General features: G+C 50.5%; 23 protein-coding genes. 13 read left to right on the top strand and 10 right to left on the bottom strand.

Annotated features, from left to right (window positions below; translation table 11 throughout):
* Positions 1 to 8 precede the first annotated feature (8 nt).
* On the top strand, positions 9 to 1,142 hold the full coding sequence (mutY, locus tag B5D58_RS00385) for an A/G-specific adenine glycosylase (protein WP_011110708.1): 1,134 nt from the start codon (positions 9 to 11) through the stop codon (positions 1,140 to 1,142).
* Positions 1,135 to 1,761 (top strand): 5-formyltetrahydrofolate cyclo-ligase, encoded by a 627-nt coding sequence (locus B5D58_RS00380; RefSeq protein WP_011110709.1) that lies wholly within the window; start codon positions 1,135 to 1,137, stop codon positions 1,759 to 1,761. Before mutY ends, B5D58_RS00380 begins: the two co-directional genes overlap by 8 nt.
* A 57-nt stretch (positions 1,762 to 1,818) precedes the next feature.
* Here B5D58_RS00380 and B5D58_RS00375 read toward each other — a convergent pair whose 3' ends face one another.
* The 8 genes from B5D58_RS00375 to lptC form a co-directional block, all read right to left on the bottom strand.
* Positions 1,819 to 2,433 (bottom strand): flavin prenyltransferase UbiX, encoded by a 615-nt coding sequence (locus tag B5D58_RS00375; protein WP_041356264.1) that lies wholly within the window; start codon positions 2,431 to 2,433, stop codon positions 1,819 to 1,821.
* Positions 2,434 to 2,472: 39 nt separating this feature from the next.
* Complete coding sequence (gene hprK, locus B5D58_RS00370) at positions 2,473 to 3,444, bottom strand: HPr(Ser) kinase/phosphatase (RefSeq protein ID WP_011110711.1); 972 nt, start codon at positions 3,442 to 3,444, stop codon at positions 2,473 to 2,475.
* Positions 3,431 to 3,901 (bottom strand): PTS sugar transporter subunit IIA, encoded by a 471-nt coding sequence (locus B5D58_RS00365; RefSeq protein ID WP_011110712.1) that lies wholly within the window; start codon positions 3,899 to 3,901, stop codon positions 3,431 to 3,433. The genes hprK and B5D58_RS00365 overlap by 14 nt, the downstream gene beginning before the upstream one ends.
* Positions 3,902 to 4,132: 231 nt before the next feature.
* Positions 4,133 to 4,468, bottom strand: a complete 336-nt coding sequence (hpf, locus tag B5D58_RS00360) for a ribosome hibernation-promoting factor, HPF/YfiA family (protein ID WP_011110713.1) — start codon at positions 4,466 to 4,468, stop codon at positions 4,133 to 4,135.
* A gap of 175 nt (positions 4,469 to 4,643) precedes the next feature.
* A complete protein-coding gene (locus B5D58_RS00355; protein WP_011110714.1) occupies positions 4,644 to 6,107 on the bottom strand; it encodes an RNA polymerase factor sigma-54 in 1,464 nt (487 codons plus the stop codon).
* 6 nt (positions 6,108 to 6,113) lie between these two features.
* Complete coding sequence (gene lptB / locus B5D58_RS00350; protein WP_011110715.1) at positions 6,114 to 6,836, bottom strand: LPS export ABC transporter ATP-binding protein; 723 nt, start codon at positions 6,834 to 6,836, stop codon at positions 6,114 to 6,116.
* A gap of 34 nt (positions 6,837 to 6,870) precedes the next feature.
* Positions 6,871 to 7,437: a lipopolysaccharide transport periplasmic protein LptA gene (lptA, locus tag B5D58_RS00345; protein ID WP_041356910.1), complete on the bottom strand. Its 567-nt coding sequence runs from the start codon at positions 7,435 to 7,437 to the stop codon at positions 6,871 to 6,873.
* Positions 7,438 to 7,544: 107 nt separating this feature from the next.
* Positions 7,545 to 8,126 (bottom strand): LPS export ABC transporter periplasmic protein LptC, encoded by a 582-nt coding sequence (gene lptC, locus B5D58_RS00340; protein WP_011110717.1) that lies wholly within the window; start codon positions 8,124 to 8,126, stop codon positions 7,545 to 7,547.
* Positions 8,127 to 8,410: 284 nt separating this feature from the next.
* Here lptC and nadA point away from each other — a divergent pair, with 284 nt between their 5' ends.
* From nadA to panC, 8 genes are all read left to right on the top strand, one after another.
* Entirely contained in the window at positions 8,411 to 9,511 is a 1,101-nt protein-coding gene (gene nadA / locus B5D58_RS00335) for a quinolinate synthase NadA (protein WP_011110718.1), read from the top strand.
* Positions 9,511 to 10,335 (top strand): endonuclease/exonuclease/phosphatase family protein, encoded by an 825-nt coding sequence (locus tag B5D58_RS00330; RefSeq protein WP_011110719.1) that lies wholly within the window; start codon positions 9,511 to 9,513, stop codon positions 10,333 to 10,335. The genes nadA and B5D58_RS00330 overlap by 1 nt, the downstream gene beginning before the upstream one ends.
* Positions 10,332 to 11,489 (top strand): cardiolipin synthase ClsB, encoded by a 1,158-nt coding sequence (gene clsB / locus B5D58_RS00325; RefSeq protein ID WP_011110720.1) that lies wholly within the window; start codon positions 10,332 to 10,334, stop codon positions 11,487 to 11,489. The genes B5D58_RS00330 and clsB overlap by 4 nt, the downstream gene beginning before the upstream one ends.
* A 152-nt stretch (positions 11,490 to 11,641) precedes the next feature.
* Positions 11,642 to 13,024 (top strand): polynucleotide adenylyltransferase PcnB, encoded by a 1,383-nt coding sequence (gene pcnB, locus B5D58_RS00320; protein WP_011110721.1) that lies wholly within the window; start codon positions 11,642 to 11,644, stop codon positions 13,022 to 13,024.
* Entirely contained in the window at positions 13,021 to 13,533 is a 513-nt protein-coding gene (gene folK / locus B5D58_RS00315) for a 2-amino-4-hydroxy-6-hydroxymethyldihydropteridine diphosphokinase (protein ID WP_011110722.1), read from the top strand. Before pcnB ends, folK begins: the two co-directional genes overlap by 4 nt.
* A complete protein-coding gene (locus B5D58_RS00310) occupies positions 13,530 to 14,174 on the top strand; it encodes a deoxynucleoside kinase (RefSeq protein WP_011110723.1) in 645 nt (214 codons plus the stop codon). Before folK ends, B5D58_RS00310 begins: the two co-directional genes overlap by 4 nt.
* Entirely contained in the window at positions 14,175 to 14,984 is an 810-nt protein-coding gene (panB, locus tag B5D58_RS00305; RefSeq protein ID WP_011110724.1) for a 3-methyl-2-oxobutanoate hydroxymethyltransferase, read from the top strand. It abuts the gene before it with no gap.
* A 23-nt stretch (positions 14,985 to 15,007) separates the two neighbouring features.
* Positions 15,008 to 15,841: a pantoate--beta-alanine ligase gene (gene panC / locus B5D58_RS00300; RefSeq protein WP_011110725.1), complete on the top strand. Its 834-nt coding sequence runs from the start codon at positions 15,008 to 15,010 to the stop codon at positions 15,839 to 15,841.
* Positions 15,842 to 15,877: 36 nt separating this feature from the next.
* Here panC and glgP read toward each other — a convergent pair whose 3' ends face one another.
* Both glgP and orn read right to left on the bottom strand, forming a co-directional pair.
* Entirely contained in the window at positions 15,878 to 18,433 is a 2,556-nt protein-coding gene (gene glgP / locus B5D58_RS00295; protein WP_011110726.1) for an alpha-glucan family phosphorylase, read from the bottom strand.
* Positions 18,434 to 18,470: 37 nt separating this feature from the next.
* The gene (gene orn, locus B5D58_RS00290; protein WP_011110727.1) at positions 18,471 to 19,016 is read right to left on the bottom strand and encodes an oligoribonuclease; all 546 of its coding nucleotides are present in this window, start codon (positions 19,014 to 19,016) and stop codon (positions 18,471 to 18,473) included.
* Between the two features lie 162 nt (positions 19,017 to 19,178).
* Here orn and B5D58_RS00285 point away from each other — a divergent pair, with 162 nt between their 5' ends.
* The 3 genes from B5D58_RS00285 to rsgA are packed head-to-tail and all read left to right on the top strand — an operon-like array spanning position 19,179 to position 21,726.
* On the top strand, positions 19,179 to 20,447 hold the full coding sequence (locus B5D58_RS00285) for a M48 family metallopeptidase (protein ID WP_041356914.1): 1,269 nt from the start codon (positions 19,179 to 19,181) through the stop codon (positions 20,445 to 20,447).
* On the top strand, positions 20,444 to 20,785 hold the full coding sequence (locus tag B5D58_RS00280) for a 4a-hydroxytetrahydrobiopterin dehydratase (RefSeq protein ID WP_011110729.1): 342 nt from the start codon (positions 20,444 to 20,446) through the stop codon (positions 20,783 to 20,785). The genes B5D58_RS00285 and B5D58_RS00280 overlap by 4 nt, the downstream gene beginning before the upstream one ends.
* A complete protein-coding gene (gene rsgA, locus B5D58_RS00275) occupies positions 20,782 to 21,726 on the top strand; it encodes a ribosome small subunit-dependent GTPase A (protein WP_011110730.1) in 945 nt (314 codons plus the stop codon). The genes B5D58_RS00280 and rsgA overlap by 4 nt, the downstream gene beginning before the upstream one ends.
* Positions 21,727 to 21,793 lie beyond the last annotated feature (67 nt).

Raw genomic sequence — 21,793 nt, 5'->3', positions numbered from 1 at the left:
TCAACTGAATGACTCCACGGACAGCCGGTACAATCCATTTTCCAGCGGATGCACCTGATTCTTTCGCCGGCAGGCTGATCCGCTGGCAACTCGAATGCGGGCGACATTCTCTACCATGGCAGGGTACCAGAGATCCCTATGCAATATGGGTATCAGAGGTCATGCTGCAACAAACGCAGGTAAGCTCAGTTATCCCGTATTACCAGCGATTCATGGCCAGTTTTCCGGATGTTGCTTCACTGGCTGGCGTGCCGGTGGGAGATGTGCTCACGTTATGGAGCGGTTTGGGTTATTACTCGCGCGCACGTAACTTGCACCGGGCGGCATGCGTCATCATGGAACAGTATAGTGGTGTGTTTCCACAGGATGCAGCCACACTTCAGCGATTACCTGGAATCGGCCGTTCTACTGCGGCAGCCATTGCCGCTTTTGCGTTTGGTGAGCGCGGTACGATTCTTGACGGGAATGTCAAACGTATTCTGGCGCGTTACTTCGGGATCAGCGGCTACCCAGGCGAAAAATCGGTTGAAGAACGGCTGTGGCAACTGGCGGAAAGCCTGTTGCCTGCTGAGGAGAGCAACCACCAAATCGTGGTATCTTATACACAAGCACTAATGGATTTAGGTGCGCTGGTCTGTGCGCGCAGCCGGCCGCGTTGCCAATATTGCCCGCTGCAGGCCGATTGTATTGCCTGTCAGAATGATCTGACAGCTGATTTGCCTGTGCCTAAGCCTAGGAAAACGCTTCCTGTCAGAGAAACTGTGCATTTGATTCTCTTGGATCAGGAACGGATCCTGCTAAAAAAACGGCCAGCTTCCGGTATCTGGGGGGGATTGTGGTGTTTTCCAGAAATGTCTGTCGATCAGGACAGTATTGATTACTGTGAAAAGAATTTACATGTGCGGGTGACAAAACTTGCCAGGCTTCCTCATTTGCAGCATACCTTCACACATTTTAAATTGATCATTCAGCCACACTTGTTGCAATCAATAATGCACCAGCCGGTATGTGAAGAAAAATGTGAGGAAAACAGTTACCTTTGGTTGACAATCGAACAAGCCATGCAGCAAGCCATACCTGTTCCTGTGAGAAAACTGCTGTCAATGGCCTACCCTTACTTCCAGTATCACATTCATGAATAACGCAGCACTCCGGCACTGGAAACAGCAGCAACGTGCACGCTTGCGCGAATTGCGCCAGCAGGTTCCGGTAACACAACGCATGCTCTGGAGCGATGCGATTACTGCCGTACTGACACAAGGGTTTCCTTTCCTGGAAAATCAGCGGATCGGGTTTTACTGGCCGCATCAGGGAGAATATGATCCGATCCCGGCCATGACATTCTTGAGAACACGCGGTGCTACTCTTGCTCTGCCGGAAGTCATCAGTAAAGATGAGCCACTCAGATTCATCGAATGGTGGCCGGAAGCGCCTATGAAAAAGGATATTTATGGGATACCGTTTCCCGATAATACCCGTGGAATCACTGTCGACAGTATCATCATTCCATTGCTCGGCTTTGATGAACAGGGTTACCGGCTTGGCTACGGCAGCGGTTACTTCGACCGGACACTCGCTGCGATGAGCCCACGTCCGCTAGCAATTGGTGTGGCATTTGAAATACTCCGTCTGCCAACGATTCATCCGCAGCAACATGATATTCCAATGGATTATATCGTGACGGAACAGTCCATTCTGCATCGGACAGATACCGGCCTTGTGCCGCTGACAGCACCGATTGTGCAGTCAGAAACGGCTTGATCGGGGAATTAGCGGTTTTACTTGGCGAGATTGATTCAGAGAAAAGCAGCTCCCAGCTTATGCGTCACATCCCCAGCGCGGCAGCAGAGTATGTGTTACACCAAGCTGATCAAGTATACGTGCGACGATAAAATCGACGATGTCCTGAATGCTTTCAGGCAAATGGTAAAAACCGGGGTTGGCAGGTAGTATCACTGCTCCGCTGTGTGCGAGCTTCAGCATATTTTCCAGATGAATAGCGGAAAAAGGTGTTTCCCGGGCAACGATGATGAGTTTGCGTTGCTCCTTCAGCATTACATCGGCTGCACGTTCTATCAGTTTCTGTCCTAAGCCGGCTGCCACGGCTGATAACGTACCCATGGTACAGGGACAAATTACCATTGCATCGGCCGGGTTGGAGCCGGAAGCAACTGGTGCAAACCATTCTTCCCGGCCAAAAACCTTGAGCAGTCCCGGCTCGACATTGAAATAGCCATTCAGGAAAGCCTCCGTTTCTTTGGGACGAGGAGACAATGTCAGAGCCATTTCCTGTTGCGCCACGATTTGTGCGGCTTGAGAATAGAGTAAATAAACCCGATGGCCCTGCTTCAGCAGTATTTCCAGCAGGCGAATACCGTATGGCATGCCGGATGCTCCAGTCAGGGCGACGGTAATGGTTTTCTGTTCGCTCATGTTTCCTAAAGAACTGACCACCGGAAATAGTCCTTTGCTTTATTCGTTATGAGAGTCATCGAAGTGTTCCGCCGTATTGCCGGCCATTTCCGATTCATGCCGGCGGATAAACTCCTGGGTGCTGTCGATTCCGCGCAACTGCAAAATGTAATTCCGGACTGCAGCTTCTACCAGTACTGCCAGATTACGACCGGCAGCAACCGGAATGATGACCTTGCGTATGCCGACGTTCAGAATGATTTCGTTGAGGTTGCTCAGTGGCAGCCGTTCATAAGCGTTGATACTGCTGCCAACGGTCTTTTCAAGGTGTACGATCAGCTTCATATTTTTACGTCGACGGACCGCTGTTTCTCCGAATATGGTGCGAATGTTCAGCATGCCCAGTCCACGTACTTCGAGAAAATCACGCAGTAGTGGCGGACACTGGCCTTCGAGGGTTTCCGGACCGATACGGTGTAATTCGACGACGTCGTCTGCGACCAGTCCATGGCCGCGGCTGATGAGTTCCAGTGCCAGTTCGCTTTTACCGACTCCGCTTTCACCGGTAATCATGACGCCCATGCCGAGTACGTCCAGCAGTACACCATGTCGGGTGATGGCAGGTGCCAGCATTCTTGCGAGATAGGATTGTAATCTCCAGATGATTTCAAGGCTGGCAGTCGCTGATTGGATCAGTGGAACGGATTGTTCATTCACAAACTGTCTGATGGCATTCGGGATCGGTGCATCATCTGCCACGATCAGGCAGGCAAGCTGGCTTTTGGCAAGTTGGTTCAGCCGTTTTTTCAGGGAAACATCATCAAGCTGATCGAGATAGTTGACGGATGTCTGATTTAGCACCTGTATCCAGTTGGGATGAACGAAGTTGAGATGGCCAATCAACTCCTGTGTCGAATTGTTGATTTGATGGTTCTCAAGCTGTCTGTCGATGACAGCAGATGGCTCACCCCATTGCAGATTTAATTTTTCCTGGTTTTCTTCAAACAGTTGCGTGATGCTAACCTGGGACATGTTCAGGCACCCAGTCAGAGATGAGCTGATGGATTTCTTTGGCATCCCGGCCGTGAAGCAATTTCTCGCGGAAATTTTTATTACTGAACATTTGTGCCAGTTCGCTCAGTATCAGCAAATGTTGGTCTGTCGCTTTTTCCGGTACCAGCAAAATACAGGCGATACTGACCGGCAGGCCGTCCGGAGCATCGAAAGGTATGGCTTCCTTCATTCTGACCAGTGCTGCAGCAGCTTCGCGCAACCCTTTGATGCGGCCATGGGGAATGGCCACTCCCTGGCCAAGCCCGGTCGACCCGAGTTTCTCACGTGCGAACAAACTGTCAAACACTTGGCTGCGTGCGATGTGCAGGGTATTTTCAAACAACAGACCAACCTGCTCAAATACACGTTTCTTGCTGGTCGCATCCAGATCAATAATGATATTGGATTCCGGCAATAATTGAGCAATGAGATTCATGGGGACTCAGACCACTTTAGAAAATCGGGCAGTGTAACCTTTTTGTCGGAAACGGGGCTGTCTGCTTGTGTTGTTTTCTCAGGTGCCCGGGCCTGTTGCAGCAGTTCTGCAGATCGGTTGTTTTATGTGTCAGACAGCACGATTCTGGTGACTGTTGGGCAGGCGTTGCCCCGTTTTATTCTTCCAGCATTATTGCTGTCGTTCTTTGCAAAGATACGGAGAAAGCTGGCCTTACTCGGATTGTTCAAATTCCTGATCTTTCAATCCACCTTGATTATCACGTCGATCAATATTTTTTTCCTTATATTTAAGGATCTGGCGATCAAGCTTATCTACCAGGTTATCAATCGAGGCATACATATCGAGACCATCCGCTTCAACAAAAATTTCCTTGCCACGCAGATTGACTGTGGCTTCGGCTTTTTGTTTGAGTTTATCTACGGAAAGGATCACGTTGATATCGATGATATTGTCAAAATGACGTGTAATCCTCTCAATTTTGGACAAAACATAGTCGCGCATGGCAGGTGTAATTTCTACATGATTGCCGGTGAGATTCAAATTCATTCTTTCTCCTTATATGAGGGGATCGTGTGCAAAGATACTCCAGGGAAGCTCAAAAGCGACCTCCAGCCAGGCAGTGATGAAATCAGGCAGAAGAATAATTTACCGAATGTAAACCGGGTTTTCTCGCCTTGTTTCGCTTTGCCTAGCCGTTGCTCACTTTATATTTAGAACTTCCCTAGAGTGTTTTGCGTAAATTAGTCGGGGGAATATGCATGAACTCCCGATATTTTGCAACCGTACGGCGAGCAATAACAATACCCTGCTGCGCCAGCATCTGTGAAATCTGACTGTCATTGAGCGGTTTTCTGCGATCTTCATCTTGAATCAGCCGCTTGATCAGCCCACGGATGGCAATGGCTGAATGTGCTTCTCCCCTTTCAGCCGGGATATGGCTGCCAAAAAAATATTTGAGCTCAAAAATACCGTGCGGTGTCCGCATGTATTTCTGAGTCGTAACGCGCGAAATGGTCGATTCGTGCAGCCCAAGTGTCACAGCAATTTCGCGCATAACTAAAGGACGTATAGCAGTTTCGCCCTGTTCGAGGAAAGCTTGCTGACAATCGACAATCGCCTGACTGACCCGGAGTATGGTATCCATCCGTTGATCGAGATTTCTGACCAGCCAGCGGGCCTCTTTCAACTGACCCATCAGCATCTGAGTTGCTTCCGTGCGATGGTGTTTCAAAATACCGGCATACAAGCTGTTGATGCGCACGCGCGGAACCGAATCGGAGTTGAGCCGTACCCCCCAGCCGCTGTCTGACCGGGTCACGATCACGTCCGGGATGACATGACGTGCTGTTGTCGTATTGAAATCATCACCAGGCTTGGGATTGAGTTGAGTAATCAGCTGGTAGATCGATTGCAGACAAGTTTCATTACAATCAAGCACCTTTTTGAGTAATTGGAAATTTTTAGCAGCAAAACTCTCCAGATGCCCGTTTACCAGTTTGAGCGCTTCATCTCGCAATGGCGTGTTGCCCGGTAATGCTTTAAGTTGTAAGGACAGACATTCCTGCAGATTGCGCGCCCCCACACCCGGTGGATCCAGTTGCTGAATATAATCCAGAGCTGACTCCAGATCTGCGGTACTGATTTCCAATTCGGGTGGTAGCAATTCCGCAAGCTCATCCAGATCTTGAGACAAATACCCATCGTCATTGAGGCTGTCCACCAGCAGTTCGGCGATTTTCTTACTGCGCTCACAGTATTGCCCTAGACTGATTTGTGAGAGCAAGTGTTCCCGCAGACTGACGGGTTTGCTGATCAAGCGCGAGAAATCCTGGTCATGGTCTTCATCACTCCGCCTACGTGTATCGAAGAAAAATTCCTGATCGGCATATAACGGGTCATCCGGCCAATCACTCTGGATATCTGTATTTTTTCCGATTTCTGAGATTCCATTGCTTTCTGTTGCAGCAGACGAATCTGAAGGTGACAGGGAAATATCCGGTCCTCCAGTCTCAAATCCATCCTGATCAATCCCTTCATCCAGTTCGAGCAGGGGGTTTTCCTGTACGAGACGCGTGATTTCCTGATTGAGCTCGAGCGTAGACAGTTGCAGTAACCGGATAGATTGCTGTAACTGCGGTGTCAGCGTAAGGCCGGTGTTGAGCTTGAGTTGCAGGGTTGGTTTCATATCCTGTCAGAGTCTGAAGTTTTCGCCCAGATACACTTCTCTGACACGTTCGTCAGTAATGATTTCTGCAGGGGCTCCATTGGCCAGTACGGTTCCGCCGCTGATGATATAGGCCCGGTCACATATCCTGAGCGTTTCCCGGACATTATGATCTGTGATCAGTACGCCGATACCGCGTGATTTGAGGAAGCTGATGACTCTCTGGATATCCATGACGGCGATCGGATCCACACCGGCAAAAGGTTCATCCAGCAAGATGAAGCGCGGCCGGGATGCCAGTGCCCGTGCAATCTCTACACGTCGCCGTTCTCCACCAGATAAACTCATGCCCGAACTTTCGCGTAGATGGCTGATATGCAGATCGTGCAGCAACTCATCCAGATACCGCTGAATTTCATCTTTTTGAAGCTGCTGCAACTCCAGTACCGCAAGAACATTTTCTTCGACCGAGAGCCGGCGGAAAACCGAGGCTTCCTGGGGAAGATAACTCAACCCCAGGCGAGCACGTTGATGGATCGGCAATCGGCTCAGATTGTGCTCATCCAGAAAGATTTCTCCCCCGTTCAATGGAACCAGTCCGACTACCATGTAAAAGCAGGTTGTTTTTCCGGCACCGTTAGGGCCGAGCAGACCAACAACTTCGCCGCTGCGCACAGAAAAAGATACATCAGTTACTACTGTACGCGACTGATAACTTTTTTTCAGATTTTCGGCTCGTAATTCACTCATACATTATCCGCATCTGACGTATTCTCCGGTGATTTCACTTCCCTGTTTCAGTATCGGATTGTTTTGCTTTCGGCTGAATCACGGCACGTACCCTGTGGTCGGAATTCTTATCGTTTTCCGATTGTTGCCGACCAGATACCTGGAAAAAATCACTTGCTATATCGTAGGAAATATAATCCCCTTCCACTTCATCGGCTCCGCGTTTCAGGCGTGCACTTCCGAATAGTTCAATTTTGTCGGTTTTGTCATCATATTCTGCGCGTTTGCTCCATGCTTCGACATATTCATTGACGCCATCACGTTTCTGGCGGTAACTGACCAGATCACCATACGCCGTGGCATATCGGTAACCGGCAGCATCTTCCTTCATGATCACTTTATCTGCCCGGAGGACAAGTGTGCCCTGTGTCAGGACGACATTGCCGGTAAATATACTGGTACGAAACTCTCCTTTGCGTTTGTAATCCTCGACCGTGGCGTGATCGGCTTCCAGATGAATCGGTTTGTCTCGATCGGCACGTTCAGCCAAGACGATACTTGAGAAAAATATGAGAAATAAGCTGAGGAAGCTTGAAAAGATGGCTCTATTCGGCCATGCCATGTTGAACAGCCCAGAATATCCATGTGCTGCTTGTAAATTACATTTTCTCATCTGGTTTGTTCTGTACTGATCCAGAAAAATTAGTATTTATACGGATGAAGCCGGAATCAACGGGCAGTGCGCGGCGTACGATCATCGTGTGCAGTGACCCGCGATTGCAGCAGAATTTCACCAGTCTGGTTGTTCATGAATAACCCGATGGCGTTGATGACGCTGTTCATTCTGGTGACAGTAACTGGCTGGTCAGTTTTGGCGATATCCGTATCCGGAATCAGATGCAAAAAATCGGTCAGCATCGTTACTTTATCTTTATCCTTGTCTTCACCTCTGATGATGGCAACATTCCTGGTCAGAAAAATATCATTATCTCCCCCGGCCAGCTCGGCCCGACCGGAAGTTACTCTGAGCAGGGGTTTATCCGGTTCAATGCTGACAAGACCGATATGTTCCAGTTGTGTGATATCTCCTACCGGATAGTGAGTCAGCTTGTCAGCTGAAAAAAAACGGTTGACCTTCAGTTCGTGATTGATCTGTATCCCATCAAGATTCTCGATGATGTAGTCTATTTCCTGCTGTGTGCCGCTGTCCTGTTGTGAATCCGGACGCTGGAGATTTTTATCCAGCCACAGAGTAAGCAAAAGTAAAACGGTCAGCCACACAGATGGTTTCAGGAATAATGAGCGTGTCATGTTAAAACACCTGCCGCACAAGGTTTGCTACGAACATACACTGTTTTTCCGGTTACTTCCGATTGAGCAATACGGCCGAGGAGAGGCAACATACTGTTAACAGAATGCTTTTCGGAATTATAACAGAACCCTGTTTACGTAATGGTTATGGTATCCAAAACTGGAAATCTCTGTTTTACGGCAGATCGGCAGAATTACGTTCTTACAAATTTGCACTTTCTGCTTGAATAAGTATCTCAATGTGATTATGGTCATAGTTCACGATAAATAAAGCTGAATTGAAAATGCAAGCAAACGCAATCGATTTCGAAAACTACGAATTACTGCAGGATGATGTATGTGCCCGGCGGATTGTGGCAGCGAAACAGAAACTGGGAAAGCGTGCCATCATACTGGCGCACCACTATCAGCGTGCGGATGTTTACTGTCATGCCGATCTGACCGGGGATTCGCTCAAACTTTCGTATCTTGCAGCCAGGACCGATACCGAATTCCTGGTATTTTGCGGGGTGCATTTCATGGCAGAGGTAGCGGATATTCTTTCCAGCTCTGAACAGACTGTCATATTGCCCGATCTTTCTGCCGGCTGCTCCATGGCGGATATGGCTAATCTCACCAAGGTGGAGCGAGTCTGGCGCGAGCTGGCAGAAGTGCTCGATCCGGACGAGCGAGTCACTCCCGTGACCTATATCAATTCCAGTGCTGATCTGAAGGCTTTTTGCGGGCAGCATGACGGGATCGTCTGTACCTCCAGCAATGCGGTGAAGATTTTGCAATGGGCATTTTCCCGGCGTGAAAAAGTGTTGTTTTTTCCGGATCAGCATCTGGGACGCTGGAGTGGATACAAGATGGGGTTGTCGCCGGATGAAATGCCGGTATGGGATTTCGATGAGCCCATGGGCGGACTAACGCCGGAACAGATCGAGAAAGCCAGAATCCTGCTATGGAAAGGGCATTGTTCGGTGCATCAGATGTTTCAGCCACAGCATATTCTTCGTTTTCGCAATCAGTATCCGGATGGATTGGTCATTTCCCACCCGGAATGCAGCTTTGAAGTATGTAAGGCATCCGATTATGTCGGTTCGACCGAGTACATCATCAACACCATTCGAGCCGCCAAAAGCGGTACCCGCTGGCTGGTCGGGACGGAGCTGAATCTGGTTGGGCGTATTGCCGAGGAATTCAAGGCAGAAGGAAAAATTATCCAGTTTATGTCGCCGATGGTATGCATGTGCTCGACCATGGCACGGATCGACCCGCAACATCTGGCCTGGTCGCTTGAAAATCTGGCGGAAGGTCGTGTGGTCAATCAGATCAGGGTGCCGGAGCCGCAAGCCAGCCTGGCAAAGCTGACACTGGAAAAAATGCTCGAAGTCTCAAAATAATGTCGATATCCAGAGCACCGGCTGATTTCGACAGATCGATTTCTCCACCTGAAAACAGGGGGGAGCATGAGACCGGTCGAACGTTGCATATAGCCACTTACAATATCCACAAGGGATTATCATTTTTCAACCAGCGTTTGATTTTGCACGAATTACGTGATCAATTGCATGGTCTGGATGTGGATGTCGTTTTTTTGCAGGAGGTGGTCGGAGAACACGCACTGCATGCGACCCGTTTCCGGGATTGGCCAAGAAATACCCAGTATGAATTTCTGGCAGATTCGATGTGGCCGGATTTCGCTTATGGCAAGAATGCAGTTTATGGTCATGGCCATCACGGGAATGCCATTCTCAGCCGTTTTTCCATTGTGAACTGGGAAAACGAGGATATTTCGGCACACCGTTTTGAAAGCCGTGGATTGCTGCATTGTGAGCTGGCCATTCCCGGCTGGAAGGATACACTGCACTGTATTTGTGTCCATCTGGGATTATTCAGGCGCGGCCGGAGCCAGCAACTGGAGGCAATAGAAAAGCGTATCCGGCAACTGGTATCTCCTGATGCACCACTGGTGGTCGCAGGGGATTTCAATGACTGGCGCGGGGCGGCAAACCCGCTTCTGGCCAGCCGCCTGAATCTGGTTGAAGTGTTCCAGCATACGCACGGTAAAGCAGCACGCAGTTTCCCTTCCGTTTTGCCGTTGTTGCGCCTGGACCGGATTTATATTCGTGGTTTTCAGGTGAAGAATGCCCAAATTTTGCATAATCGCCCCTGGTCACGTATTTCCGATCATGCCGTATTGTCGGCTAATATCATGCGTACATGAGTTGGCCCGATTTTGTCGAAGGTAATCAGATAACGTTATTACACTCCGGTACGGAGTATTTTCCGGCACTGGAATCGGCCATCGATTCTGCCAGGCAGGAAATCCACCTCGAAACCTACATTTTTCAGTATGACGCAACCGGTGCCCGTATTGCCGCTGCACTCAAGCGGGCAGCGCAGCGTGGAGTAGCCGTCCACCTGCTGATCGATGGGTTCGGTTCTCACGGACTGTCCAGAATAGTGATTCAGGAGATGCTTGCAGCGGGTGTGCAGGTGCTGATCTACCGGCAGGAATTTTTTTCGTTCCGGTTCAAACGTTACCGCCTGCGCCGAATGCATCGCAAACTGGCAGTAATGGATGCCAGCGTGGCGTTTGTAGGGGGGATCAACATCATTGATGATTGCTCTGAGCCTGATGCTTCGTTTCCCCGCTTTGATTATGCTGTCCAGGTTGCAGGCCCGCTGTTGGCAGAAATTCATGCTGCAGCAAGACATCTGTGGATGCTGGCTGCATGGGTGTATTTCAAAAAACGCTGGACAAACTGTTCACCCGTCATGGCCAGCCGTCTGCCGGCAGGTCATCAGCGTGCATCGCTGGTTATCAGGGATAATCTGCGTAACCGGCACAGTATCGAGCGTTGCTATCTCAGATCGATTGCGGCCGCGCGCAGGGAAATCATTCTTGCCAATGCCTATTTTCTTCCTGGCAAGCATTTCCGGCAGGCTCTTGCCCGGGCAGCACAGCGAGGTGTTTCAGTCATACTTCTGCTGCAGGGAAAATCGGAATACCGCTTGCAGCATTACGCCATGCACGCGCTCTATGGCCACTTGCTGGATGCCGGTATCAGTATTTACGAATACCGGCATGGGTATCTGCACGCCAAGGTGGCCGTTATTGACAGTGCCTGGTCTACTGTCGGTTCTTCCAATATCGACCCGTTCAGTCTGTTACTGGCGCGTGAGGCCAACGTCGTTATCAGTGATCAGGTATTTGCGGTGGAATTGCGGAGCAGTCTGCAACAGGCATTGGAGGAGTCTTACCCGGTGTCGCTGCATTCCTGGAAAAGCCGCTCGCGAATCAAGCGTTCGCTGAACTGGATGTGTTACTACTTCGTACGTATCCTGCAGGGGTTGTTGGGATATCGACGGGAATAACCGACAGAATGCAGTGTTGTCGTGTACCGCGTACCATGTATATGTGCCGGTATGGTTGTTTGCTTTTTACTTACCGGACTTTCCGAGGTTTCATCAGAATCTGGTTCGTCACCAAGTGTATAATTTGCTGTTCATAGGAATTGCATCCAGGCATGATCCGTAAATTTCTGCACCGTATTTTTTCCTTCGGCTCTACTGAATCTGTTGTTGCTGATCCGGCATTCCGAATTATCAGCTGTGAACAGCATGGTATTCCACGCAATCGTATCAGCTCGGGCTCGCTGAAAGTTGCGCTGGCTTTGCAGCAGGCAGGTTATTCCGCTTATGTCGTGGGCGGTGCCGTGCGTGATCTGCTGCTGGGATTGAAACCCAAGGATTATGATGTTGCCACCAATGCCACACCCGAAGAGGTGCGCGCCGTCTTCCGCCACTCACGTATCATCGGTCGCCGTTTTCGTCTGGTACATGTCATCAGCAAAGGTGAAATCGTCGAAGTATCCACTTTTCGCGGCAAGATGGCGGATGATCTGGTCGAGACGGAAGACGTGCAAGCCAATACAGATGCAACCGGGCGACTGCTGCACGACAATGTTTTTGGCAGCCAGGAAGAAGATGTGAGACGTCGTGATTTCACCATCAATGCTCTGTTCTATGATCCGGCCACAGAGGAGATTCTCGACTATCTCGACGGCTTCGAGGATGTGATGGCAAAACGGCTGCGCATCATTGGTGAGCCTGAACAGCGTTATCGGGAAGATCCGGTGCGAATGCTGCGGGCGGTGCGTTTGTCTGCCAAACTCGGTATCCAGATAGATGACAGGACTGCCGCACCGATTGGTGATCTGGCGCCGCTGTTGTTGAATGTTCCGCCGGCACGCCTGTTTGATGAGATGCTGAAATTGCTGTTTTCCGGCCATGCTCTGGCAGCCGTGATAGATTTGCGTGCCCGTGGCCTGCATCATGGATTGCTGCCGATGCTGGATGTGATTCTGGAGCAGCCTCTGGGTGAACGGTTCATTTCGCTGGTACTGAAAAATACCGATGAGCGGGTACGGCAGGATAAACCGGTTTCACCAGGATTTTTGTTCGCCGCGTTGCTGTGGCATGAAGTACTGGCGGTATGGGATACCCATCTGAAAGCCAGTGAAAAAATGATCCCTGCGTTACACCGGGCGATGGGAGATGTGCTGGCGACTCAGCGCAGCCGGCTGGCCATTCCGCGCAGGCATGACGGTATCATTTATGATATCTGGTCGATGCAGCCGAGATTTCAGGCACGTTCAGGGCGCAAGCCGTTTCGGCTGCTGGAGCATCCACATTTTCCGGCTGCCTATGATTTTATGCTGCTGCGTTGTAAAAGCGGGGAGGTCGACCAGGAATTGGGGCAGTGGTGGCAAATATTCAAAAATACCGATAACGCTGCCCGCGAAGCGATGTTGCTGCAGGAGGCCCCGGCCAAACGTCGCAGAAAACGCCGTCGCAGCAGCAAACCGGCAGGCGAAAAGATCGAATCCGCCAATCAGGAAATTTCATGATACTTCCTTTGCATTCGGAATCCGTCAGCCAGGTTTTCATCGCGCTGGGCAGTAACCTCGAAAATCCCCTGTCCCAGGTCAGGCGAGGAATGATGCTGCTGGCCGGGCTGGAACACTCTCGTCTGGTAAAACGTTCTTCACTTTATCGCACAGCACCGGTCGGGCACATTGATCAGCCCGACTTCATCAATGCCGTGGTGCAGATGGAAACAAATCTGACACCCCATCACCTGCTCGATGCACTGCTGGAAATCGAGCGTGCTTGCGGTCGTGTACGTACTTTCCCCAATGCCCCGCGTATCCTCGATCTCGATATTCTGTTATTCGAGAACTTGCAACACAACGATACAAAACTGGTTCTGCCGCATCCGCGTATGCATGAACGGGCCTTTGTGTTGCAGCCTCTGCTGGAAATCGTGGCTGATTGCGTGATTCCAGGGAGGGGTTCGGCCGTTGCGTGTCTTGCTGCATGTGCAGCGCAACCATTGGAGTGTATTGCATCATCATGAACCTGGAGCGCTGTCGCTATATCGTCGTTGAAGGGCCCATCGGTGCGGGTAAAACCAGCCTTGCCCGTAATATGGCAACCCGGCTGAACTATTCACTCATGCTGGAGCAGCCGGAAGCCAATCCGTTTCTGGAAAAATTTTATGGGGATATGTCACGACATACCTTGTCCACACAATTGTTTTTCCTGATTCAGCGCATGCAGCAATTACAGTCGATGGAACGGGAGAACGTTTTTTCGCGCTCGGTCATAAGCGATTTTCTGTTTGAAAAAGACCGGTTGTTTGCAGATGTCACGCTCAGTGAGCCTGAGCATGGACTTTACCGGCAGATTCGCGAGCACATGCCTCTGAATGCACCCAGACCTGATCTGGTGATCTATCTGCAGGCGGCACCCGAAATTCTGATCAGACGTATCAGACAACGTGGTAACGCGCTGGAACAGCGTATATCGGAAGATTATCTGAGACGGTTGACGGAGCGATATATGCGATTTTTTTATGAATATGATCAGGCGCCGGTCATGATCGTGAACAGCGAGCATATCGATCTGGCACACAATCTTGCCGATCTCGACATGCTGCTGGCACGTATCGACCAGATGCGCAGCGCGCGTGAGTATTTCAACGTCGGAGCCAGTTAGATGGATCAGTCAGCTGCGAAACGGATGACGATTACAACGCTGCAGAATGCTTGCGAGCAGGGAGAGAAAATAGCGGTACTGACCTGCTATGACGCAACGTTTGCTGCGGTACTGGAAGAGGCGGGGGTCGATATTCTGCTGGTGGGAGATTCGCTCGGGAATGTGGTGCAGGGGAAATCCAGCACCTTGCCGGTTACATTGGATGAGATGATTTATCACGTCCGGTGCGTGGAACGCGGTACCCACAGGGTATTTATCATGGCCGATATGCCTTTTGGCACGTTCCAGGTGTCTCCGCAGGAGGCGTTCGGGAATGCTGTCCGGTTGATGGCTGCTGGTGCGCAGATGGTCAAGATCGAGGGAGGGCAGCATATGGCCGAAACCGTAGAGTTTTTATCCTGCCGCGGAATTCCGGTCTGTGCCCATATCGGATTGATGCCCCAGTTTGTTCACCAGTTGGGCGGTTACAGGGTTCAGGGGAAAACGCCGAATGATGCCAGACAATTGCGTGAAGATGCACTCCTGTTACAAGAGGCAGGAGCAGCCATGCTGCTGATGGAACTGATTCCGGCTGTATTGGGTGAGGAAATTACCCGGTTGCTTTCCATTCCCACCATCGGTATTGGTGCTGGTGCAGCGTGTTCCGGGCAGGTACTGGTGTTGCACGACATGTTGGGTATCAGCTCTGGTACTTTGCCGCGTTTCGTCAGAAATTTCATGATGGACGCAGACAGTATTCAAACCGCTGTCAGCAATTATGTCGAAGCAGTCAAGCTTGGGGCATTTCCCGCATATGAACATACGTTCTGATAGGTCAGGAACAGGCCGTTTTCATGGAAATCATTACTGATATTGCGCCGTTGCGTGCACGGTTGAGGCATGAAGCTTCAGTGGCTTTTGTGCCGACCATGGGTAATCTGCACGCCGGGCATCTGTCTCTGGTCCGGATTGCACAGAAACATGCCAGTTGTTCGGTTGTCAGTATTTTCGTCAATCGTCTGCAATTTGCTCCACATGAAGACTTTGACCGCTATCCCCGCACCTGGTCGGATGACTGCCGGTTGCTGGAGGAGCAGGGTGCGGATATCGTATTTATGCCGGATGAAAAAACGCTCTATCCTGTTCCACAGGAATTTCAATTGCTGCTCCCGCCCGTGGCGGATACCCTGGAAGGGGCTTGCCGGCCGGGTTTTTTCCGTGGAGTGACGACGGTCGTGCTGAAGCTGTTCAATATCGTGCAGCCCCATATAGCTGTGTTTGGTGAAAAAGACTATCAGCAGTTGCAGGTTGTTCACAGAATGGTTGATCAACTGAACTTACCGGTAGAGATCATTGCAGGTGAAACAGTGCGGGATGAGGATGGTCTGGCGCTCAGTTCCCGCAATAATTACCTCGATGCTACCCAGCGGCAGGAGGCAGGCGAATTGGCACACCATCTGAAACAGATCAGAGACAGCATCGCTTCAGGTGAACGGGACTTTCCGCTGCTGGAACAACTTGCCGCCGAAAAATTGAGCAAGCGTGGCTGGGTGGTCGATTATGTTGCGGTGCGTCAGCAACATACGCTGCTGCCAGTGGCAGCAAGCGATTCCAGCCTCGTTATACTAGGCGCAGCATGGCTGAATCAGACGCGACTGATCGACAATTTCCTGCTGACGTTGCCATAATCACACTGCCATGGCGTAAGGATTGCTTAGTTGTATTTACAACCATACCATCTTGCCCATTTCCAGGGGATGAGTCAGTAGCGGGTGGTAGGGGTAGATACGTAGATAGTATTGTTGTCTGCCACACAACTCCGGTACATGGTTCAGTTCGAACTGATGTTCGTGCGATCCGAGGGGGCCGGTACATTCCAGTCGGAAGTGCTTGAATTGACTGAGTCTGGTTTTGTTATATTGCCGGGAGAGCAGCAGTTCCACGACTACATCCTCAGGCTGCAAACCGTTTAATTTTACTGCGAGCTTGAAATGCATGGTGCTGCCAAATTCGAGCTGCTTGCCGGGCGTATCAAGTCGTCGTACGCTTACACCGTCCCATGCTGCATTGATTCGTGCTTTCCAGGCGGCAATGCTTCTGGCAATTGCAAAATTATCCTGACTGTAGCCAGTACCTTGCCGGCTGGCAGGCGCGTAAAACTTCTGAACATACTCTCCCACCATTCGCCCGGTTCCATAACGCGGTAACAGTGAAACCATTGAGTTTTTGGCCATTCTGACCCAATCAGCCGAGTAGCCGAACTTACTGTGGTCGTAGTAAAGTGGAATGACCTGGTCCTGCAAAATTTCATAGAAGGCTCGGCTTTCTTCGGCATCGCGTAATGAATCTTCCATGTTCTCGGAGACGGGTTTGATTCCCCAGCCATTTTTGCCATCGTAGCCTTCTCCCCACCAGCCATCGAGTATGCTCAGATTGAGTGTGCCATTGATTCCGGCTTTCATGCCTGATGTCCCGCTGGCTTCCAGCGGGTAGATGGGATTGTTGAGCCAGACATCAACGCCCGATACCAGTCGCCGGGCAAGACGCAGATCATACCCTTCCACTAGCAGGATACGCCCCCTGAATTCCGGCATGTCTGCAACCTGATGAATATGGCGAATCAGGGCCTGACCCGGCAGATCGGCCGGATGGGCCTTGCCGGCGAAAATAAGCAGAATCGGTCTGGCTGCATCGAGCAGCAGTTTGCGCAACCAGTCGAGATCCTGGAACAGCAATGTTGCCCGTTTATAGGTGGCAAAACGGCGCGCAAAACCGAGTGTCAATATATTCGGATTGATCGGGTCGACAAATCTGAGCAGCCGTTCGAGATGAGCTTCAGAGCCATGATTGCGTAAATTCTGTTCGGTCAGGCGCGCACGAATACCGTAAAACATCTGTGATTTCAGACTTTGCCGCACGCTCCAGAAGATATGGTCGGGAATGTCGTGGATGCGCGACCAGAATTCGGGGGCATGTTGCTTGCTGCGCCACTGGGAACCAAGTCGACGATCAAACAGATCAGTCCATTCCTGTGCCAGAAATGTCGGTACATGGACGCCATTGGTAACGTAATCAATCGGATTTTCTTCAGGCTCGATCTGCGGCCACATATCGTGGCAGATATTGGCGGAAACATCCCGGTGGATTCTGCTGACGCCATTGTGCATACGTGACATGCGGATTGCCAGCGCAGTCATGTTGAAATCATGATTGCCTGGAGTATGGCCAAGCGCCATGAACTCTTCCCGGGAAATTTTTAGCTCGTGATAAAAATCCTCGAAATAACGGTGCATCATGTCTTCCGGGAAATGGTCGTGGCCTGCCGGGACAGCTGTATGAGTGGTAAAGATGGTATTGACCGCGACGGCTTCCGTTGCACTGGCGAAATCCAGTCCCTGTCGTACGAGTTCGAGTGCACGCGTCAGCATCATAAAAGCGGCATGGCCTTCATTACTGTGCCAGATCGTCGGTTTGATACCCATTGCTCTCAATGCAGCCACACCACCCACACCGAGGATGATTTCCTGCTCGATGCGCATGGTTTTATTGCCGCCGTAAAGCTGGTGTGTGATCAGGCGATCATATTCGGAGTTATCCGGCAAGTCGGTATCAAGCAGATATAAACCGACGTGTCCGATTTGAGCCCGCCATACTTTGACGGTGACGACCCGGCCAGGAAAACGAACCGATATCCGAACCTCTGAACCATCGTCATGCAATGCCGGTTTTACCGGCAGATCCTCGAAATCCGAATCACAGAAAACAGGTTGCTGATTGCCCTGGCCATCGATGGTCTGAAAAAAATAGCCTTGCCGATAAAGCAATCCTACTGCTACAAAAGGCAGGCACAGGTCACTTGCTGCTTTGCAATGATCGCCTGCCAGAATACCGAGACCACCGGAATAAACCGGCAGACTCTCATGGAAACCGAACTCGAAACAGAAATAGGCAACCTGATCGCGTGCTTCGATTCCGTTGATGGCCTGGTAGCGGGAAGGTTCTGAATGATAAGAATCATAAGCAGACAGAACGCTGTTGTAATGGCTGAGAAAAGTCAGATCTTCTGCTGCCTGGAGTAGCAATGATTCGTCCACTCGCCTGAGAAAAGCTTTGGGGCTGTGCCCGACAGCTTCCCACAGTTGCTGGTCGAGTCGGGAAAACAGTGCGCGGGTGGCGCGGTCCCAACTGTACCAGAGATTATTCGACAATTCCTCCAGTCGAGACAAACGTGCAGGTATCTTGGGGCTGACAGTCAGTGTAAATGCAGTGCGTTGAGTCATTCATTTGGCTCCCGTTACAGATCAATACAGATTTTTTTCAGATATTGAATAAATGCTGGCGATAGTATTTGAGTTCTTCTATTGAATCGTAGATATCGGCCAGAGCTTCATGCTTGCCCTGTTTATTGAATCCCTGGGTGATTTCAGGCTTCCAGCGCTTTGCCAGTTCTTTGAGTGTGCTGACATCGAGATTGCGGTAATGAAAATAGCTTTCCAGTTTGGGCATGGATCGCGCCAGGAAACGCCTGTCCTGACAGATGGAATTACCACACATGGGTGAAGTACCAGCCGGGACGTGAAGTTCCAGGAATGCCAGCATGCGTGATTCCACTTCCGCTTCACTCAGGATCGAGGTTTTGACTTTGTCGATCAGACCGGATTTACCGTGAGTGGACTGATTCCATTTGTCCATTCCATTGAGAATGTCGTCCGGCTGATGAACGACCAGTACCGGTGCTTCCGCCAGAGTATTGAGCTGTGCATCTGTGACGACCAGTGCAACTTCGATGATGCGATCTGTACCTGGATTCAGACCGGTCATTTCCATGTCTATCCAGATCAGGTTGTTACTGTCTTGTGCCATAATTCAAATGTCAGTTGCGTGAATTTTCAGGATTGGATTGTGTCACACGCAAGTATACTCGCCGTAACCAGGCTGTTTTCCTCTGTTTTCCGGTAAAGAGGTGCAAAGGGTACGAATTTCAGTCGTATGATATTTCAGGAACTTAATTTTTCAGACAGTTTTATGCACACTTTTACCCTTGTTTTTATTCTTGCATTGATATTGACCACGCTGGCTCAATGGTGGCTTGCTGCCCGACACATACGTCATATAACGGCACACCGCAATCAGGTTCCGGATGCATTTGTCTCGCAGATCGATTTAGCTGCTCACCAGAAAGCGGCAGATTATACTTGTGCCAAGGCACGCTTGAGTTTCCCGGGAATTCTGCTCCACGCCGGTTTGTTGCTGGTACTTACGCTGGGTGGTGGACTGGAGTGGCTGTCCGGTTTCTGGCACACCTGGTTCAGTGATTCGCTGTGGCATGGGATGGTACTCATTTTCAGCGTAGTAGCCCTGTTGAGTATAGTGGAAATCCCCTTCAGTTATTACCGCACATTCGTAATCGAGCAGCAGTACGGGTTCAACAAGATGACTCGAGCCATGTTTTTTGCTGATCTTGTCAGAAAGTATGTGTTGGGCACATTGCTGGGAGCGCCACTGCTGTTGAGTGTCCTGTGGTTGATGGAGAAAGCCGGGGATAGCTGGTGGCTTTATACCTGGCTGATCTGGATAGGTTTCAATCTGTTTCTGCTGGCAGTTTACCCTAACTGGATCGCACCGCTGTTCAACAAGTTCTCACCGCTGGAGAACGATTCACTCAAAACTCGTATTGAAAATCTGCTGCAGAAGTGTGGTTTCGAATCCAGCGGATTGTTCGTCATGGATGGTTCCCGCCGCAGCAGTCATGGAAATGCCTATTTTACGGGTTTTGGCAAAACCAAACGCATCGTGTTCTTCGATACGTTGCTGAATCGTCTGGAGGCTGAGGAAATCGAAGCAGTATTGGCGCATGAACTGGGCCATTTCAAGCGTCATCATGTAATCAAGCGGATCGTGCTGTCGTTTGCAGTCAGCCTGCTGTTTCTGTGGGTGCTGGGTTATCTGATGCAGCAGCCATGGTTTTATCAGGGGCTGGGTGTTCAGGTGACTGCGGTGCCTTCGACTGCCATGGCGCTGCTGCTGTTTTTTCTGGTGATGCCGGTATTCACCTTTCTGCTGCATCCACTATCCAGTATCTATTCACGCAAACATGAGTTCGAAGCAGATGAATACGCGGCCGAACAGGCTTCTGCTGCAGACATGATTCGGGCACTGGTTAAACTGTATCAGGACAACGCTGCCACACTGACCCCCGATCCGCTGCATTCGGCTTTTTATGATTCCCACCCGCCAGCGGCAATCCGGGTGGCTCATCTCAAGAAATTGATTACGACAGGAGCTGAGGTATGACCAATGTATGTGACCTGACTGATCGGAAATGCAAGCCATGTGAAGGAGGGGTTCCCCCATTGGAGATGGAAGAAGCTGAAAAGCTGCTGAAACAGTTGGAACAGGGCTGGCAATTGGCAGATAACAAGATCAGCCGGACCTTTTCCTTCAAGAATTATTATCAGACCATGGCTTTTGTAAACGCGATTGCCTGGGTTTCTCATCGCGAGGATCATCATCCCGACATGATGGTTGGCTATGACTGGTGTCGTGTCGAATATATGACACATGCCATTGGTGGACTGTCAGAAAATGACTTCATCTGTGCAGCGAAGGTCGACATGTTGTTTAAATCTTGAGTGTTGGTGCTGACAGGAAGAAAACCGGTACATCTCTGACCGGCAAAGTGGTCGCAGCTTACGGGCGCCATTTTGAGGTTGAGGTCGCTGGTGGCACTATTTATTCCTGTGTTGTACGCGGGAAGAAAAAAGGGGTGGTGTGTGGTGATGAAGTTGAAATTCTTCCTGCGACTGGTGACCAGGGAATTATTGAAACTACCTTGCCGCGCACCAGCCTTTTTTATCGCAGCGAAATCTTTCGTGAAAAACTGATCGCAGCCAATGCCACGCAGTTGGTCTTTGTGCTGGCGGTTGTTCCCAGTTGTAATCTGGAGCTGCTCGATCGCTGCCTGGTCGCGGCTGAAAGTCAGGGAATCAGGCCACTCATCCTGTTGAATAAGATTGATCTGATTGGTCAGGATGAACAGAGGCAGGCTGTCGCACATCATCTGATGTTTTATCGGGAGCTGGGGTATCCCGTACTGGAGATCAGTGCGAAAATCTCTGTTCAGCCACTTATTCCGCTGTTGAGCGGGCAGACCAGTCTCCTGGCGGGGCAATCCGGTGTGGGAAAATCGACGTTACTCAATGCACTTGTTCCACGAGCACAGCAGGCAACTGCAGAAATTTCCGATGCACTGGACAGCGGGCGGCACACGACTACCCACGTTCGCCTTTTTCATTTCGATGCTGACAGCAGCATCATCGATTCCCCCGGTTTTCAGGAATTCGGCCTGCAGCAACTGGATGAAGCGTCACTGGCCAGGGGATTCATCGAATTCCGCCCTTTTCTGGGGCAGTGTAAATTCCGCGATTGCCGGCATATTGCAGAGCCGGGTTGCAAATTGTTGCTAGCAGCTCAGGAAGGGATGCTTAATTCACGACGGATAGCCTGCTACCACAAACTGGTAAAAGGTTTGAAGAAGTCCCATCCTTGGATGGAAACAAACAAAAGAGTCTGATCGGATATCAGTGAATGTAAAAAACCGGCAGGGAAAATGTCTTCTTTCCTTTTGCTGCCGGGTTCGT

The organism is Nitrosomonas europaea (assembly GCF_900167395.1).
In the GTDB taxonomy this organism is placed as follows: Bacteria; Pseudomonadota; Gammaproteobacteria; order Burkholderiales; family Nitrosomonadaceae; genus Nitrosomonas; species Nitrosomonas europaea.
This window is presented reverse-complemented; position numbering and strand designations above follow the sequence as displayed.

Coding starts and splice junctions, on each gene's coding strand:
- orn (WP_011110727.1), bottom strand. CDS start 19,016: ATGGCACAAGACAGTAACAACCTGATCTGGATAGACATGGAAATGACC.
- folK (WP_011110722.1), top strand. CDS start 13,021: ATGATACTTCCTTTGCATTCGGAATCCGTCAGCCAGGTTTTCATCGCG.
- B5D58_RS00380 (WP_011110709.1), top strand. CDS start 1,135: ATGAATAACGCAGCACTCCGGCACTGGAAACAGCAGCAACGTGCACGC.
- B5D58_RS00355 (WP_011110714.1), bottom strand. CDS start 6,107: ATGAAACCAACCCTGCAACTCAAGCTCAACACCGGCCTTACGCTGACA.
- lptC (WP_011110717.1), bottom strand. CDS start 8,126: ATGACACGCTCATTATTCCTGAAACCATCTGTGTGGCTGACCGTTTTA.
- hprK (WP_011110711.1), bottom strand. CDS start 3,444: ATGTCCCAGGTTAGCATCACGCAACTGTTTGAAGAAAACCAGGAAAAA.
- panC (WP_011110725.1), top strand. CDS start 15,008: ATGGAAATCATTACTGATATTGCGCCGTTGCGTGCACGGTTGAGGCAT.
- lptA (WP_041356910.1), bottom strand. CDS start 7,437: ATGGCATGGCCGAATAGAGCCATCTTTTCAAGCTTCCTCAGCTTATTT.
- panB (WP_011110724.1), top strand. CDS start 14,175: ATGGATCAGTCAGCTGCGAAACGGATGACGATTACAACGCTGCAGAAT.
- B5D58_RS00375 (WP_041356264.1), bottom strand. CDS start 2,433: ATGAGCGAACAGAAAACCATTACCGTCGCCCTGACTGGAGCATCCGGC.
- B5D58_RS00365 (WP_011110712.1), bottom strand. CDS start 3,901: ATGAATCTCATTGCTCAATTATTGCCGGAATCCAATATCATTATTGAT.
- B5D58_RS00330 (WP_011110719.1), top strand. CDS start 9,511: ATGTCGATATCCAGAGCACCGGCTGATTTCGACAGATCGATTTCTCCA.
- hpf (WP_011110713.1), bottom strand. CDS start 4,468: ATGAATTTGAATCTCACCGGCAATCATGTAGAAATTACACCTGCCATG.
- pcnB (WP_011110721.1), top strand. CDS start 11,642: ATGATCCGTAAATTTCTGCACCGTATTTTTTCCTTCGGCTCTACTGAA.
- mutY (WP_011110708.1), top strand. CDS start 9: ATGACTCCACGGACAGCCGGTACAATCCATTTTCCAGCGGATGCACCT.
- B5D58_RS00285 (WP_041356914.1), top strand. CDS start 19,179: ATGCACACTTTTACCCTTGTTTTTATTCTTGCATTGATATTGACCACG.
- B5D58_RS00310 (WP_011110723.1), top strand. CDS start 13,530: ATGAACCTGGAGCGCTGTCGCTATATCGTCGTTGAAGGGCCCATCGGT.
- clsB (WP_011110720.1), top strand. CDS start 10,332: ATGAGTTGGCCCGATTTTGTCGAAGGTAATCAGATAACGTTATTACAC.
- lptB (WP_011110715.1), bottom strand. CDS start 6,836: ATGAGTGAATTACGAGCCGAAAATCTGAAAAAAAGTTATCAGTCGCGT.
- nadA (WP_011110718.1), top strand. CDS start 8,411: ATGCAAGCAAACGCAATCGATTTCGAAAACTACGAATTACTGCAGGAT.
- glgP (WP_011110726.1), bottom strand. CDS start 18,433: ATGACTCAACGCACTGCATTTACACTGACTGTCAGCCCCAAGATACCT.
- B5D58_RS00280 (WP_011110729.1), top strand. CDS start 20,444: ATGACCAATGTATGTGACCTGACTGATCGGAAATGCAAGCCATGTGAA.